We start from the raw sequence: 14,967 nt of genomic DNA, 5'->3' as shown, positions 1-14,967 counted from the left end.
GCCGCTACTCCGCTGCCTGGAGAATGTCCTCCCGCGAGGCGGAGAGGCGTTCCTGCGTCATCCGCATCCAGTCGCCGATCTTCTCGTCCTCGACGCCGAGTTCCGTCAGGACCGTCATGGCGACGTCGAGGCCCGGCGGACGGCTGCGGTCGAGGATGGGGTTCATGCCGATTTCGGCGAACTGCTCCCTCTCTGCCTCGGTGGTCACGACGGCGAAGCGCTTCAGGTTGGGGAAGAGCCGGGTGATCAGCGGCGAGATCTCCCGCGACGTCTCGAAACGCGGCGCCGTGATCACCGTGATCCTCCGGCCTTGCATGGCGAGCGGCTCCCAGATGCGGTGATCCGAGGCGTCGCCGAATGCGACGGCATAGCCATCGGCCACCGCCAGCGCGAACTGGCGCTGGTCGCGTTCGACCGCGGCATAGCCGATCTCGAACTCCGTGAGCGCGTCGGCGAGCGTCCGGCCGACAGGGCCCATGCCGACGATGAAGACCGGGCCGGGCATGTCGCGCGGTTGCAGCTCGGGGTCCGAGGTGACCTGCCGCCTGCGCCGCAGCCTGCCCGCGAGCGCCCGTCCGGCTTCGGCGAGGTTCGGCGTGACGGCGAGGGTCAGGGCCACGGCGGCCACGAGAACGGACGTGGTCGCGTCGCCGACGAGGGCCCGCACCGGCGGAAGGCTCAGGACGACGAAGGCGAACTCCGATCCCTGCGCGAGCAGGAAGGCAAGCTGCGTCGACCCCGGGACGGACCAGCCGAAGACGAGGCTGGCGGCTGCGTTGCAGAGGATCTTCACCGCCACGAGGCCGACTGCGATCGCGATGACCCAGTGCCACGACTGGGCGAGGACGCCGAGGTCCAGCGACAGGCCCACCGAGATGAAGAAGAAGCCCAGCAGCAGCGAGCGGAACGGCTTGATCTCCGACTGGATGATGACGCGGAACGGTGTCTCGGCGATGATCATGCCACCCAGGAAGGCCCCGAGGGTCAGCGACAGGCCGGCGTGTCCCGTCGCCCAGCCGGCTGCCAGGGCAACGAGAAGCGCCGTCGCGGTGAACACCTCCTCGTTGCGTCCTGCCGCGATGATGGAAAAGAGCGGCCGGACGACGAAGCGGGCGAGCAGCACGGCGATGCCGAATGCCGCGGCGGCCTTGACCAGCGCGAGCCCGGCGGTGGGGAGCATCGTGGCCGTGCCGCCGTCGAGGGCGCCCGCGATGATGAGCAGGAAGATCGCGGCGACGTCCTGGAAGATCAGGATGGCGGTGGCGGTGAGCCCCACCGGACAGTTCTGCTGGTGCCGCTCGGCGATGAGGCGGGCCACCACGGCCGTCGACGACAGCGAAAGGATCGCGCCCACGAGAAAGGCGGGGAGCGCGGCCATGCCGAGCGCCATGCCGATGAGCCCGAAGCCGAGCGTGCAGGCGATGACCTGCACCGGCCCGAACCCGAAGATATCCTTCGCCTGCTCGCGGACATGCTTCAGGGAGAAGTGCAGCCCGATGTCGAAAAGCAGGAAGACGACGCCGAGCTCGGCCAGCAGCGCGATGGTGCCGGCATCGGACAGGATGCCGAACCCGCTCGCCTTCATGCCGAGCCCGAGCGCGAGATAGCCGACGATGGGGCTCAGTCCGACGGCCCGGCTCCCGACGGCCGCGACGATGCCCAGCGCCAGCAGGACAATGACGGGGACGAGCGTCGCCAGGAGATGGTGTGAATCCGCCATTCAGGCCTCGACAGGAGCGAGATAGGAGTGAACGGCGGAGACCACGATCGACCCCTCCCCCACGCTGGACGCGACGCGCTTGATGGAGCCCGACCGCACGTCGCCCACGGCATAGATGCCCGGCCGGCTGGTCTCGAACGTCGCTGCGGCAGCCTTGGAGCATGCCTTGCCGGTGCGCACGAAGCCCTTCTCGTCGAGATCCAGGCAGCCGACCAGCCAGTCGGTGTTCGGCTCCGCGCCGATCATCACGAAGACATTGCCGATGGTCCGCGTCTCGCTCTCGCCAGAGCGCCTGTCCGTCCACGTGACCTCACGCAGGCCGCGGTCGCCTTCCAGGCCCGTGATCTCGGTATGGGTGTGAAGCGTGATGCGCGGCGACATGGCGATGCGCTGGACGAGATAGTCAGACATGGTCGCCGCAAGCCCGGGCGCGCGGACGAGAATGTGGACGTGAGCGACCGTCCGCGACAAGAAGACTGCAGCCTGGCCGGCGGAATTGCCGCCGCCGACGACGATCACCTCCTCGCCCGAACACAGGTTCGCTTCCATCGCCGTGGCCGCGTAATGGATGCCCTGCCCCTCGAACCGCTCATAGTTGGGCACCGAGAGCTTGCGGTAGCGCGCCCCGGTGGCGATGACGATGCTGCGCGCGGAAACGAACTGGCCGCCCTCCAGCTCCAGCCGATAGGGGTGGTCGGCGCAATGCAACTGGACCACCGGCCGCGAGATGGCGAGCCGTGCGCCGAACTTCTGGGCCTGTACCTGCGCGCGGCCGGCCAGCGCCTGCCCCGATATGCCGGTGGGAAAGCCGAGGTAGTTCTCGATCTTGGAGCTGGTGCCCGCCTGCCCTCCCGGCGCGATGCCCTCCACGACGATGGTCCTGAGCCCCTCGGAAGCGGCGTAGACGGCAGCCGCCAGGCCGGCCGGACCGGCGCCGACGACGGCAACGTCGTGGACGACGTCGGGGTCGAACCGTTCGGTGAGGCCGAGGTCGTCGGCGAGCTGGGCGTTGCTGGGATTGTGGAAGACGCGCTCGTCCGGCGAGATGACCACCGGCAGTTCGTCGGCGGTCAGTTCGAAGCAGGTCAGGAACCCGTCGGCCTCCGGATCTGCCTCAGTGTCGAGCAGGCGGTGCGGGTAGCCGTTGCGGACGAGGAAGCGCTGCAGGCGCAGCGTGTCGGCCGCATGGGCGCGGCCGATCAGCACCACCCCGCCATGACCGCGCCGGATCAGGCCGACGCGGCGCAGGATGAAGGCGCGCAGGATAACCTCGCCGATGTCCGGCTCTGCCGTGAGCATGCGCCGGAAGTCCGGCCGCCTGATCCGCAGGATGCGGCTGTCCCGCCCCGTGCGCCCGCTGACGAGAATCTCGCGGTCGTTGAAGAGGTCCAGCTCACCCGTGAACTGCCGGTCGGACTGCACGGTGAAGACGCGGGGTCCGTCCTCGACCATCTCGTAGACCTCGACCAGGCCTTCGATGATGACGAAGAAGTCGACGCTGCGCTGCCCGCGCTGGAACAGGATCGTGCCGGCCGGGATGTCTTCCACGACGCCGTATCCGGAGAGCCGATCGAGCATGTCGCTCGACAGCTTCGGAAACGTCTGGGCCTCGCGGGCATAAGGATCGCTGGGATCGAGGACGATGTCCTGCTCTGGAGCTGCTGTCGCCACTGGACTCCTCGCGTGGATCAAGGGGCACGCAGGCCGGGGCCGTCTGCTTGGAACGGACTGGCCGGTGCAATATGAGCTGCCTGCAATCAGCAGGCCAGCCCGACTGTTAACCGATTAGTTATATACCGAAACAAGAAAGTCCAGTGACGCTCGCGCTCACGTGTTCGCCATTGCGGGAACCTGCTCGCGCGTCGCGGTCCCGGCGCCAGGCTCCGAAAGCGTGCCGGGCTGGAAGTAGCCGACCGGCCTGATCTCGTACGACCCACCCGGATTGGCTTTGCCGAGATCGCGCGCCACGCCGAGAGCGTCCTCCCGGCTCTCGCAGTCGATGACGTAGAAGCCGAGCAACTGCTCCTTCGTCTCCGCGAACGGACCGTCCAGCACCAGCGGTGGCTCCTGGTCTTTCCTGAGCGTCGTCGCTGCACGGGTCGGCAGCAGCCGGGCAACGGGGCCGAGCTTGCCCCTTCGCACGAGATCCTGCTGCACAACCGCAAGTCGCGCCATCACCGCTTCGTCCTCCTCGCGCGACCACGCGCAGACGACCTCCTCGGAGTGGTAGCACAGGATGGCATAGAGCATGGGCAGGCTCCTCGGCGTGCGACGCGCCACTCTAGCTTCATCGCAGCACCACCGCGAGCGGGGGCGGAGCCGTCGCTCGCGAGCTTGTGCGCGGCCGCCGATGGCGTGCGACTTGCTGGCGGCCCCAGTGGCGGGTTCAACCGGAGGTGGTCATGCCCTCGTCGGAAGAGGCCGCCATACTCGATCGTCCCCTGAACGGAGCACGCCGTTGAAGACCGAAGACATCCTGCGACTTCCCTCGATCCCGGCCGCGAGCCCGAGCTACCCCACCGGTCCCTACCGGTTCATCGACCGGGAATACATGATCATCACCTACGAGACCGATCCGGACCTCGTGCGGGCGGCGCTCCCGGAGCCGCTGGAGCCGGCAGACAGGCCGCTGGTGAACTACGAGTGGATCAAGATGCCGGACTCCTCGGGCTTCGGCAGCTACACGGAATCGGGGATCGTCATCCCGGCGAAGTTCAAGGGAGAGGATGTCGGCTTCGTCGCCCAGATGTATCTCGACGACGATCCGCCCATCGCCGCCGGGCGCGAGATCTGGGGCTTCCCGAAGAAGCTGGCCCAGCCGAAGCTCGACATCGCCAGAGATACCCTCACGGGCACGCTGCACTATGCCGGAGAGCGCGTGGCGATGGGCACCATGGCCTACAAGCACGGCAGCATGGCCGCGCGGCACGACGAGGTGATGGGCTCGCTCACGCGGACGCAGATCAACCTGAAGCTGATCCCCGACGTGGACGGAAAGCCGGCCATCTGCCAACTCGTTGCCATCAACCTCACGGAGATCACGATCAAGGGTGCCTGGGAGGGGCCGGGTCGGCTGCATTTGGTGCCGCACGTCAACGCGCCCGTGGCCGACCTGCCGGTCCGCAAGGTCATCGGTGCGAAGCACATCCTCGGCGACCTCACTTTGCCGTTCGGACGGGTCGCGCACGACTATTTGCGCTGAGCAGCGCGCGTCCTCTGCCGTGCCGGCGTTTCAAGACGGGAGAGGGCGGGTCTGGAGACCCGCGCTTCACCGCCTCGCTTGCGTCCCTTCCCCGCCGCCTCCACCATGCCGGGACAGCACGCCGGGGAGGCAGAGGCCATGAGCGATCCCGCTGCCTTCGAGGCGTTCGAGCGCACCGTCCACGACAGGATCGCGCCCGGCTATCACGACGCCTTCACGCCGGTTACGGCGCTCGCCCACCCCCAGCTCCTCGACGCAGCCGGCGTGCGCGAGGGCACACGGGTGCTCGACCTTGCCTGCGGGCCGGGCGCGATGACCGCCCTCGCCTCGTCGCGCGGTGCGTCGGCAGTCGGCCTCGACCTCGCCCCCGGAATGGTGGAGCAGGCAAGACGGCTTCATCCCGGGCCGGATTTCAGCGTCGGCAGCGCCGAAGACCTCGCTTTCGAGAACGGCTCGTTCGAAGCAGTCGTCTGCGCCTACGGGATCGGCCATTTCCCGCGGCCGGAGCGGGCTTTCGCGGAAGCCGCCCGCGTGCTTCGGCCGGGCGGAAAGCTGGCGGTGTCGTGGTGGTGCGGTCCACACGAGAACCGCATCAACGGCGTGTTTTTCGACGCCATCCGCGACTCCGGGGTAGCACTGCCCTCCACCCTGCCGCCCGGTCCAGGGGCCTTCCACTTCTCGGACGAGGATAATCTGCGCGCGTCCTTTGCAGCGGCCGGCTTCGCGTCGCCCCGCATCGTCACGCACGAGCGGCTTCATCTCCTGCCCGACTTCGAAGCGCTCTGGGCTCTCGCCGCCACGAGCTTCGCCAGGATCGGAACGCTCATGGCCTCGCTCTCTCGGCCGGACCTCGAGCGCTACCGGAAGGCGGTGGAAGCGCGGGTCGAGCCGTACGGCGACGGCCCTCTCCGCATTCCGGTCGCCTACCGGATCGCGTGGGCAGGCAAGCCCTGATCGGCCTGCTCAGGCCGCCTCGCCTCCCGCAGCCGCCTTCGCGGCCTGCGAGACTTCGACGGGCGGCGTCTCGCGGCGGCCCGTCCGCTCCTCGATGATGAAGGCGGCGCAGCGGCTGCCCATCATCATGGCGGGCGCGTTGGTGTTGCCGGCATTGATGTCGGGCATGGCGGAGAGGTCGCAGACCCTCAGCCCCTCGACGCCGCGCACGCGCATCCTGGCGTCGAGGACTGCCATCGGATCGCCGCTCGAGCCCATCCGAGCGGTGCCGCTGGGGTGGTAGTTGGTTTTCACGAAGCGCTTGCAGTGCTTCATGATCGCCTCGTCGCTGACGTCCTTCGGGTCCGGAATGCGCACCTCGCGGATACGCTCCTTCAGCGGGCTCGTCTGGAATGCGCGCAGGAAGAAGCGCTGCCCGTCGATCATGCGGCGGGCATCCTCGGGGTGGCTGAGGAGGTTGGGAGAGACCAGCGGCATGTCGTCGGGATTGGCCGAGCGCAGCCGCACCGTTCCGCGCGACTTTGGCTTGATCACGACGGTGGTGATCGTCAGGCCGTACGTGTCCTCGACAAGGCCCAGCGTATCCCGGTCGAGATAGACGATGGGCACGCAGAAAGCCTGGATCGTCGGTTCGCCGGCGGGGTCTTCCGGGTTGACGAAGGCGCCTGCCTCGACGCCGGCCGACAGAATCCGGCCGCTCCCGAACAGCTTGAACTGGATCCCGTTAAGCAGCATCCGCCAGCCCACGCCCTGGCGGTAATAGCCGTGCTTGCCGCTCGCCATGGAAACGATCGGCACTTCGGGATGATCGATCAGGTTCTCGCCCACGCCCGGCATGTCGGCGACGCAGGAGATGCCGTGCTGGCGAAGCTGGTCCGCCGGGCCGATGCCCGAGAGCATCAGCAGCTGCGGGGTGACGAGAGAGCCCGCGGAGAGGATGACTTCCGCCTCGGCGCGAACGCTGTGCTCCGTGCCGTTGCCGTCGCGGTATGTGACGCCCACGGCCCTGCCGTTCTCGACGTCGATCCGCCTCACCCGGCAGTTCAGGCGCAGGGTGAGCCGATTGTCGTTCTCGAGAGGCGCGATGAAGGCGTAGGCGGCGCTGGAGCGCTTTCCGCGCCGGTTCATGAACTGGTAGAAGCCGACGCCCCGCTGCACGGGTCCATTGAAGTCGTGGTTGTAGGGCTCGCCCATGGCCTGCACGGCCTGCACGAACCAGCGCGACATGTCGTCGATATGGCCGGGGTCGGACACCAGCAGCGGGCCGTCCGAGTTGTGCCGCTCGTCATGCAGGCGGTTGTTGCCTTCCATGGCCCGGAAGTGGGGAAGCACGTCCTTCCAACCCCAGCCCGGCGCATCGTTGTCGCCGCGCAGCGCCTCGTCCCACGCGTCGTAGTCCGACGGCCGCCCGCGAATGTAGACCTGCGCGTTCACCGATGAGCCGCCACCGAGCACGTTGCCCTGCGGGATGTCGTGCACCCGCCCGTCGAGGTGCGGCTGCGGCACCGTCTGGTGGTAGCGCATGTACTTGCTGCCGTTGATCATCTTGAAGATGCCCGGCGGCATGTCGAGGAGCGGATGGCGGTGCGAGTGCCCGCCTTCCAGCAGCAGGACCCGCGCCCCCGCCTCGGTGACGAGGCGCGCGGCGGCGACGCAGCCCGACGATCCGCCGCCGACAACGATGTAGTCGAAGCTCTCAGCCATGGGTGTCCCGGTTCTTCTCAGCCGCGGATCGCGTCGAGGCCCTGCCAGTCGAAGGCGATGCCGTGCCCGGGCCGGTCGGGCGCGATGGCAAACCCGTCCTCGATCCGCAGCGGCTCGGCGATGTAGCGCTCCAGCCCAAAGCCGTGCGCCTCCAGGTAGGAGCGGTTCGGGCAGGCGGCGAGAAGATGGACCGTCACGTCGTGCGCGCCGTGCGTCGTAACGGGCAGGTTGAAGGCCTCGGCGAGGTGGGCGATCTTCATGAAGGGCGTCACGCCGCCACAGTTGGTGACGTCCGGCTCCGGATAGGTGACGCCGCCGCTGGCGATGTACTGCTTGAACTCCCACAGGGTGCGCAGGTTCTCGCCGGCCGCCACGGGAACGCCGCCCTCGCGGACGATGCGCACATGGCCCTCGAAATCGTCGGGGATCGTCGGCTCCTCCAGCCAGGTGAGGTCGTAGGGCTGGAAGGCGCGGGCGGCGCGGATCGCCTCGTCGACGCTCCACTTCATGTTGGCGTCCGCCATCAGGGGGAATCCGTCGCCGAGGAACCCGCGCATCGCGTTCACCTTCTCGACGTCTTCCGACAGCCGCTTGCGCCCGACCTTCATCTTGATGGCCCGGAAGCCCTTGGCGAGGTTTCCCTCGGTTTGGCGCAGCAGTTCGTCGGGCGTGAGGTCGAGGTCGATGCCGCCCGCGTAGCAGGGCACCTTCGGGTCGAAACCGCCGAGGTAGTTCCACAGCGGCAGGCCGGCGCGCTTGGCCTTGAGATCCCACAGCGCCATGTCGAAGGCCGAGATGGCGAACACCGTGGGTCCGCCGCGGCCGCCGTAATGCAGGGCCCACCAGCCCTTCGTCCAGAGTCGCTCGATGTGGTCGGCTTCCTCGCCGAGGAAGATCTCCGGCATCTCGCGGGTCAAAATCGCATCGATGGCGGCGCCGTTGCGGCCGACCGTGTAGGTATAGCCGACGCCCTCCGCTCCGTCGGCGTCGCGAACGCGCACCGTGTTGAGCTCGAAGGCCCGCATCTCGCCATGCATGCTGTCGGTCAGCACCTGCGGCAGCGGTATGCGGTAGAAACCCGGCTCGATACCGGTCAGCTTGGCCATGGCGTTTCCTCGTCACCGGGCGCCAGTCGGCGCAGCACCTTCGCCGGGAAGGTGCCCCGGCCCTCGCCTGCCCGCAAGCTGAGCCGGCGCAGCCCTGCCCGTCACAGGCGCGCGGAAGCAAGCTTGGCCTGCGACGAAGCGCCGGTTGAACGGCGCCCCTGATTCACCTATTTCAGGAATGTCTGAAATTACGGAAGCCGGCGATGAATCTCCCCCCGCTCGTCGCGTCGTTCGTGCTGCACTTCGGTGAGATGGGCAGCCGCTGGGGCATCAACCGCACGGTCGGCCAGATCTACGCGGTGCTGTTCGTGGCGGACCGGCCGCTCTGCGCCGACGACATCGTCGACCGGCTCGGCATCTCCCGCTCCAACGTGTCCATGGGCCTGAAGGAGTTGCAGGCCTGGAATCTCGTCCGGCTCAGGCACGTCCCGAACGACCGCCGCGACTATTTCTCCACCCCCGACGACGTGTGGTCGATCGTCCGGATCCTCGTGGAAGAACGCAAGAAGCGGGAGGTGGACCCGACCCTTTCCGTCCTGCGAGAGCTGCTGATGCAGACGCCGCATGACGAGACCGAGCGTTACGCCCAGGAGCGCATGCGCTCCATGCACGAGCTGATCGAGCTGCTGACGTCCTGGTACGCGGACGTGCAGCGGCTCGAGACAGAGCGCCTCGTCCAGCTCCTGACGCTGGGCTCGAAGGTGGTGAAGGTCCTCGACATGAAGGACCGCCTTTTCGTGCTTCCTGGCCGAAAGGGCAGCAAGACCGTCACGGCTGAGGCGCAGAGTGCGCCGCAGCCTTCCCCCGAGACAGGAGACCAGTGATGGATCCCGTCATTCTCGCCCGGATCCAGTTCGGCGCGAACATCTCGTTCCACATCCTCTTCCCGACGATCACGATCGCGCTGGGCTGGATCCTTCTCTTCTTCAAGCTGCGCTACAATGCGACGCGCGACGAGAAGTGGATGGACGCCTACCGGTTCTGGGTGAAGGTGTTCGCCCTCTCCTTCGCCATGGGCGTCGTCTCCGGCATCACGATGAGCTTCCAGTTCGGCACGAACTGGCCCGGTTTCATGAACACGGTCGGCAACATAGCGGGGCCGCTGCTGGCCTACGAAGTGCTCACGGCGTTCTTCCTGGAGGCGACCTTCCTCGGGATCATGCTGTTCGGCTGGCGGCGCGTGTCGAACGCGGTGCACACCGCCGCGACGGTTCTCGTGGCCTTCGGCACGACGATGTCGGCCTTTTGGATCCTGGTCCTGAACTCATGGATGCACACGCCCGCCGGCTTCGAGATGCGCGACGGCGTCGCGCACGCCACGGACTGGTGGGCGATCGTCCTCAACCCGTCGCTGCCCTACCGCCTCGTGCACATGCTGCTCGCCTCGGGGCTGACGGCCGCGTTCCTGATCGCCGGGCTCTCGGCCTATCGGTGGCTGCGGAGGGACAGGTCACCTGCGGTCATGGCCGCACTGCGGACCGGCGCCTTCCTCGCCGCCATCCTGATCCCGGCCCAGATCGTGGCCGGCGACATGCACGGCCTGAACACACTGGAGCACCAGCCCCAGAAGGTTGCGGCCATGGAGGCCAATTGGAAGACGCAGTCCCACGTGCCGCTGCTGCTCTTCGCCTGGCCTGACGAGAAGGCGCGCGAGAACCTGTTCGAGATCGGCATTCCCAACGGCGCCAGCCTGATCCTGCGGCACAGCCCGGACGGTGTGGTGCCCGGCCTCGACGACTACCAGGGCAAGCACCCGCCGGTGGCGCCGGTCTTCTTCGCCTTCCGGGCCATGGTGGGCGTGGGCATGCTGATGCTCGCCGTCTCCTGGTGGGCGGCATGGACGCTGTGGCGGCGGCGCGACCTCACGCCGTGGCTGGCCCGCGCCCTCGTCGGCATGACGCTGTCGGGCTGGGTGGCCACCCTGGCGGGCTGGTACGTGACCGAGATCGGCCGCCAGCCCTGGCTGGTGTCGGGCGTGCTGACGACGGCGCAGGCTGCCTCCAGCGTCGCGGCGCCGTTGATCGGCATGAGCCTCGCGATGTACCTGGCGCTCTATGCGGTCCTGCTCGCGGCCTATGTCAGCGTCATCTTCCACCTTGCCGGACGCGGCGGGGCTCCGAAGTCGGGCACGCCCGCATCGGTCCCCGCGCCGGCCGCCGCCGCGATCGCAGCCGGCATCTGAGGAGGCGCCCGTGACAGAACTGGCATCCGGGAACTGGCTTCCCCTCGCCTTTGCCGCGATGATGGGCTTCTCCATCCTCGCCTACGTCATCCTCGACGGCTACGACCTCGGCGTGGGCATCCTCATGGCCCGCGCCGACCGGACCGACAGCGACCGCATGGTCGCCGCGATCGGCCCCTTCTGGGACGCCAACGAGACGTGGCTGGTGCTCGGCATCGGCCTGCTGCTCGTGGCCTTCCCCGTCGCGCACGGCATCGTGCTGGGCGAACTCTACGTGCCGGTCTCGCTGATGCTGGCGGGCCTGATTTTGCGCGGGGTGGCGTTCGAGTTCCGCGTCAAGGCCCAGCTGCCGCTGCAGCGTCACTGGGACCGGGCCTTCGTCGCTGGCTCCGCCCTCACGGCACTGACGCAGGGCTACATGCTCGGCCGCTATGTGCTGGGATTCGAAGCCGGCCTGGCGGCCTATGCCTTCGCCGTGCTCTCGGCCGTCTGCGTGGCGGCGGCCTATGCCTTCGTCGGCGCCACCTGGCTCATCTACAAGACGGAAGACGGGCTGCAGGCCCGCGCCGTCCGCTGGGCACGCAGGACGCTGGCCCTGACGGCGGTCGGCATGGGAGCCGTTTCCGTCGCGACCCCTCTCGTCTCCTCCCGCATCTTCGAGCGCTGGTTCTCGGTGCCGGAGATCGTGCTGCTCGCGCCGTTGCCGCTGATCACGGCAGCGGTCTTCGCAGCGCTGTGGATCTTCCTCCGGCGCATGCCGCGCAGCGACCACTCGCTCGACATCGTGCCCTTCGCAGGTGCCGTGGTGCTGTTCGCGCTCGGCTTCGCGGGGCTCGCCTACTCGTTCTTCCCCTATGTCGTGCCTGGCCGGCTGACCCTCTGGCAAGCTGCCAGCTCGCCGGAAAGCCTGATGATCATCTTCGTCGGCGCCTGCGTCGTGCTGCCTGTGGTGATCGCCTATTCGGTCTTTGCGTATTCCGTGTTCCGCGGGAAGGCTGTGGCGCTGAGCTACGACTGAGGTGTCGTGCCGGCGGACACACCCGTGAGTGCAACCTGGAGCTGAGGACTTGACGTCGAGCTACCGGCAGCACCTTCATGGCTGCGGCTTGGCCGGCGGGGCCGGCCGTTCCCGAAGGGGGCGGCGCCCGCCCGAGGGGGAGCTTGACCCATGCGCACCGTCACCACGTTCTTGTCAGCCGCCGGCATCGCCGCGCTCGTTGCCGCAGTGCCCGCCCGGGCGGAGGACCTGCCGGACCTGCAGGGCGGCTGGATCGACTCGATGCTCACCTGCGCGGACGTTTTCAACAGCAGCAACGGCAAGCTGGTGCTCCGCAACGACGACGGCTTCAACGTCGGCGGCTTCATCGTCGAGGGCAACCGGATCAAGGGTCAGGCGCGCGGCTGCACGGTGGACCGTTCGCGCAGGAAAGGTTCGACGATCACGATGCTGATGTCCTGCAAGGACAGCGTCCTCGCCTCGACCCAGGAGATTACTCTCAGGCTCAACAAGAATGGCACGGTCACGCGGACGCTGTCCGGCTTCAAGGACTTCTCTCAGACCTTCAAGCGCTGCCCCGTTCAGTGAGCATGACGAGGAGCAGAGCGCGGTCATCCAGGATGCTTTCGCCTGGTTGGCGCTGGCCTGGATCGCTCCGCCGCCTGCTCCTCGCACAAACGAAAAGGGCGGGCTTTTCGGACCCGCCCTCTTCAGATCCGTAGCCTGCCCTCAGGTGGCGCCGCCGAGCTGCGGCGAGGAGGGACGGTTGCGCGGCTGGGTGTCCGGCGCGCCTGCTCCGGGCACGGCGCTGCGCGGCGGCCTGGTGGAGCCAGGCTCCTCCGGCGTCCGCACCGGCGGCCGACCGGCGAGAAGCGCCTTCACCTCTTCGCCCGACATCGTCTCGTATTCCAGCAGCCCCTGGGCCAGTGCCTCGAGATCGTCCCGCTTCTCCGTGAGGATGCGGCGTGCGACCTCCACACCCTCCACGATGATACGGCGGACCTCGGTGTCGATCTTGCTGGCCGTGGCCTCCGAGACGTTCTGCTGGCGCGACACGGACATGCCCAGGAACACCTCGTCCTGGTTGGAGCCGTAGGCCACCGTCCCGAGCTCCTTGGAAAAGCCCCATCGCGTCACCATCGCCCGGGCGAGCCTCGTCGCCTGGTCGATGTCGGACTGGGCGCCGGACGTGATGCGCTCCTTGCCGAAGACGAGCTCCTCCGCGATGCGTCCGCCCATGAGCACTGCCATGCGCGAGGTCATCTGCTGGAAGCTCATCGACAGCTGGTCGCGCTCGGGAAGCTGCAGGACCATGCCGAGGGCACGGCCGCGCGGGATGATCGTCACCTTGTGCACCGGGTCGGTGGCAGGCACGACCAGCGCGACGATGGCATGGCCGGCCTCGTGATAGGCGGTAAGCTTCTTCTCGTCCTCCGACATGGCCATGGTGCGCCGCTCGGCGCCCATCATCACCTTGTCCTTTGCGTCCTCGAACTCGCTCATCATCACGATGCGCTTGCCGCGCCGGGCGGCAAGCAGCGCGGCCTCGTTGACGATGTTGGCGAGATCCGCGCCGGAGAAACCAGGCGTTCCGCGGGCGACAGTGCGCAAATCGACGTCCGGGCCGAGCGGCACCTTGCGGGTGTGCACCTTCAGGATCGCCTCGCGCCCGTTCACGTCGGGGTTGGGCACCACGATCTGGCGGTCGAAGCGGCCGGGGCGCAGCAGCGCGGGGTCGAGCACGTCCGGACGGTTCGTGGCGGCGATGATGATGACGCCCTGGTTCGCCTCGAAGCCGTCCATCTCGACGAGAAGCTGGTTCAGCGTCTGCTCTCGCTCGTCATTGCCGCCGCCGAGGCCCGCTCCGCGGTGACGGCCGACGGCGTCGATCTCGTCGATGAAGATAATGCAGGGCGAGTTCTTCTTCGCCTGCTCGAACATGTCGCGCACGCGGCTGGCGCCGACGCCCACGAACATCTCGACGAAGTCCGAGCCCGAGATCTGGAAGAACGGCACACCCGCTTCGCCAGCCACCGCCTTGGCGGTGAGCGTCTTGCCGGTGCCGGGCGGGCCGACGAGCAGCACGCCGCGCGGAATGCGGCCGCCGAGGCGCTGGAACTTCTGCGGGTCGCGGAGGAAGTCGACGATCTCTTGCAGGTCGTCCTTGGCTTCTTCGATGCCGGCCACGTCGGCGAAGGTCACCACCGCGCTCTCAGGCGCCACGAGCTTGGCCCGCGACTTGCCGAACGAGAACGGCCCGCCGGAGCCGGTCATGTTCTTCATCGCGTTCCTGCTCATCCAGATCCACACGCCGATGATCAGGACCATCGGAAGCAGTGCCCAGAGAAGGCTCGCGAGGAATGAGGGGCGTGGAGGCGGGACGACCGTCACCTCGACCTTGTTCTTATTGAGAAGCGTGAAGGTGTCGGCGCTCTCAGGCGCGTAGGTCGTGGCCTTGCTGCCGTCGCTGCGCACGGCCTCGATATCCTGGCCCTGCATCTTCACGGACCGGATCTCGCCGCGTTCGACCGCGCCGATGAATTCCGAATAGGGAACGGCCTGCGACCGTGGCGCCCCGTTCAGCGGAACGAGTTCGCCGAAGACGGCGGACACGAGCAGAAGAGCGGCGATGATGATGAGGTAGCGGCGGGTGTGCGGCGGGGGAACCATTCGGTCCGAGCTTTCTGTGTAGTGTGTCGGCGTTTGGAGTCCGACATCGCGAGGACGCGTCAGCGCATCTCGCCAGAGGGGCCCGGACTCAGGCACTTTGACACGTGGGCCATTACGTGACGCTTTTCAAGGCCCCACGGCGCGCTAAGCGCCGCGGGCCCGGGCGCAGGCGGCCTCCGGCTTAGCGGGGGCGCAGAAAACGCGAGAGGAGCGCCTGCAGCAGAAAGCCTTTCAGGCCCTTCGGCCTGTATCCGTACGGCGCCGGGTACCCGGGATAGCCGGGCGGTGATCCCGGGGGACCCCAGCCGGCTTCATAACCCCGGTCGTACCTGGCTTTCTTCCTCCAGCCTTTCTTCCAGGGCTTGCCGTAGGAGCCCTGGCCAAAGCCGGTCCTGTGCCCGGAATAGGCGGAGGCCAGCTTGAGCAACGTCT

The 14,967-nt window shown here is 67.8% G+C and carries 11 protein-coding genes and 1 pseudogene; 6 read left to right on the top strand and 6 right to left on the bottom strand.

All coding sequences use genetic code 11. The annotated features are described in order from the left end of the window. Positions 1–4: 4 nt before the first annotated feature. The 3 genes from AC5JCN_RS01800 to AC5JCN_RS01790 all read right to left on the bottom strand — a co-directional run bounded on the left by AC5JCN_RS01800 (position 5) and on the right by AC5JCN_RS01790 (position 3,970). Positions 5–1,720, bottom strand: a complete 1,716-nt coding sequence (locus tag AC5JCN_RS01800; RefSeq protein WP_495753288.1) for a cation:proton antiporter domain-containing protein — start codon at positions 1,718–1,720, stop codon at positions 5–7. Then, positions 1,721–3,391, bottom strand: a complete 1,671-nt coding sequence (locus AC5JCN_RS01795; protein WP_495753287.1) for an FAD-dependent oxidoreductase — start codon at positions 3,389–3,391, stop codon at positions 1,721–1,723. 156 nt (positions 3,392–3,547) lie between these two features. Further along, complete coding sequence (locus AC5JCN_RS01790) at positions 3,548–3,970, bottom strand: YciI family protein (protein ID WP_495753286.1); 423 nt, start codon at positions 3,968–3,970, stop codon at positions 3,548–3,550. Positions 3,971–4,178: 208 nt separating this feature from the next. Between AC5JCN_RS01790 and AC5JCN_RS01785 the strand changes: the two genes are divergently transcribed. Together AC5JCN_RS01785 and AC5JCN_RS01780 are read left to right on the top strand one after the other, a co-directional pair. Further along, positions 4,179–4,922, top strand: a complete 744-nt coding sequence (locus tag AC5JCN_RS01785; RefSeq protein ID WP_495753285.1) for an acetoacetate decarboxylase — start codon at positions 4,179–4,181, stop codon at positions 4,920–4,922. A 138-nt stretch (positions 4,923–5,060) separates the two neighbouring features. Continuing rightward, complete coding sequence (locus AC5JCN_RS01780; protein WP_495753284.1) at positions 5,061–5,876, top strand: class I SAM-dependent methyltransferase; 816 nt, start codon at positions 5,061–5,063, stop codon at positions 5,874–5,876. A gap of 9 nt (positions 5,877–5,885) precedes the next feature. On the opposite strand, the gene AC5JCN_RS01775 is transcribed toward AC5JCN_RS01780, so the two are convergent. Both AC5JCN_RS01775 and AC5JCN_RS01770 read right to left on the bottom strand, forming a co-directional pair. Continuing rightward, positions 5,886–7,580 carry a GMC family oxidoreductase gene (locus AC5JCN_RS01775; RefSeq protein WP_495753283.1) on the bottom strand — a complete coding sequence of 565 codons (1,695 nt, stop codon included), beginning with the start codon at positions 7,578–7,580 and terminating at the stop codon, positions 5,886–5,888. Positions 7,581–7,597: 17 nt separating this feature from the next. Then, positions 7,598–8,686: a mandelate racemase/muconate lactonizing enzyme family protein gene (locus tag AC5JCN_RS01770; RefSeq protein WP_495753282.1), complete on the bottom strand. Its 1,089-nt coding sequence runs from the start codon at positions 8,684–8,686 to the stop codon at positions 7,598–7,600. 203 nt (positions 8,687–8,889) lie between these two features. Here AC5JCN_RS01770 and AC5JCN_RS01765 point away from each other — a divergent pair, with 203 nt between their 5' ends. The 4 genes and pseudogenes from AC5JCN_RS01765 (at position 8,890) to AC5JCN_RS01750 (ending at position 12,453) form a co-directional block, all read left to right on the top strand. Further along, positions 8,890–9,510: a GbsR/MarR family transcriptional regulator gene (locus AC5JCN_RS01765; protein ID WP_495753281.1), complete on the top strand. Its 621-nt coding sequence runs from the start codon at positions 8,890–8,892 to the stop codon at positions 9,508–9,510. Continuing rightward, positions 9,510–10,872 (top strand): annotated as a pseudogene (locus AC5JCN_RS01760) (cytochrome ubiquinol oxidase subunit I); the annotation flags it as partial. The gene AC5JCN_RS01765 and the pseudogene AC5JCN_RS01760, both read left to right, overlap by 1 nt. Positions 10,873–10,878: 6 nt before the next feature. Continuing rightward, positions 10,879–11,886 (top strand): cytochrome d ubiquinol oxidase subunit II, encoded by a 1,008-nt coding sequence (locus tag AC5JCN_RS01755; protein ID WP_495753728.1) that lies wholly within the window; start codon positions 10,879–10,881, stop codon positions 11,884–11,886. 150 nt (positions 11,887–12,036) lie between these two features. After that, positions 12,037–12,453, top strand: coding sequence for a hypothetical protein (locus AC5JCN_RS01750; RefSeq protein WP_495753280.1), 417 nt, complete (start codon positions 12,037–12,039; stop codon positions 12,451–12,453). Between the two features lie 141 nt (positions 12,454–12,594). Here AC5JCN_RS01750 and ftsH read toward each other — a convergent pair whose 3' ends face one another. Then, the gene (gene ftsH, locus AC5JCN_RS01745) at positions 12,595–14,535 is read right to left on the bottom strand and encodes an ATP-dependent zinc metalloprotease FtsH (protein WP_495753279.1); all 1,941 of its coding nucleotides are present in this window, start codon (positions 14,533–14,535) and stop codon (positions 12,595–12,597) included. Between the last annotated feature and the right edge of the window lie 432 nt (positions 14,536–14,967).

Source organism: Alsobacter sp., from assembly GCF_059501845.1.
The sequence above is the reverse complement of the archived record's forward strand: the minus strand, read 5'-3'. Positions and strand labels throughout refer to the sequence as shown.

Coding starts and splice junctions, on each gene's coding strand:
- AC5JCN_RS01780 (WP_495753284.1), top strand. CDS start 5,061: ATGAGCGATCCCGCTGCCTTCGAGGCGTTCGAGCGCACCGTCCACGAC.
- AC5JCN_RS01790 (WP_495753286.1), bottom strand. CDS start 3,970: ATGCTCTATGCCATCCTGTGCTACCACTCCGAGGAGGTCGTCTGCGCG.
- AC5JCN_RS01750 (WP_495753280.1), top strand. CDS start 12,037: ATGCGCACCGTCACCACGTTCTTGTCAGCCGCCGGCATCGCCGCGCTC.
- AC5JCN_RS01775 (WP_495753283.1), bottom strand. CDS start 7,580: ATGGCTGAGAGCTTCGACTACATCGTTGTCGGCGGCGGATCGTCGGGC.
- AC5JCN_RS01770 (WP_495753282.1), bottom strand. CDS start 8,686: ATGGCCAAGCTGACCGGTATCGAGCCGGGTTTCTACCGCATACCGCTG.
- AC5JCN_RS01765 (WP_495753281.1), top strand. CDS start 8,890: ATGAATCTCCCCCCGCTCGTCGCGTCGTTCGTGCTGCACTTCGGTGAG.
- ftsH (WP_495753279.1), bottom strand. CDS start 14,535: ATGGTTCCCCCGCCGCACACCCGCCGCTACCTCATCATCATCGCCGCT.
- AC5JCN_RS01800 (WP_495753288.1), bottom strand. CDS start 1,720: ATGGCGGATTCACACCATCTCCTGGCGACGCTCGTCCCCGTCATTGTC.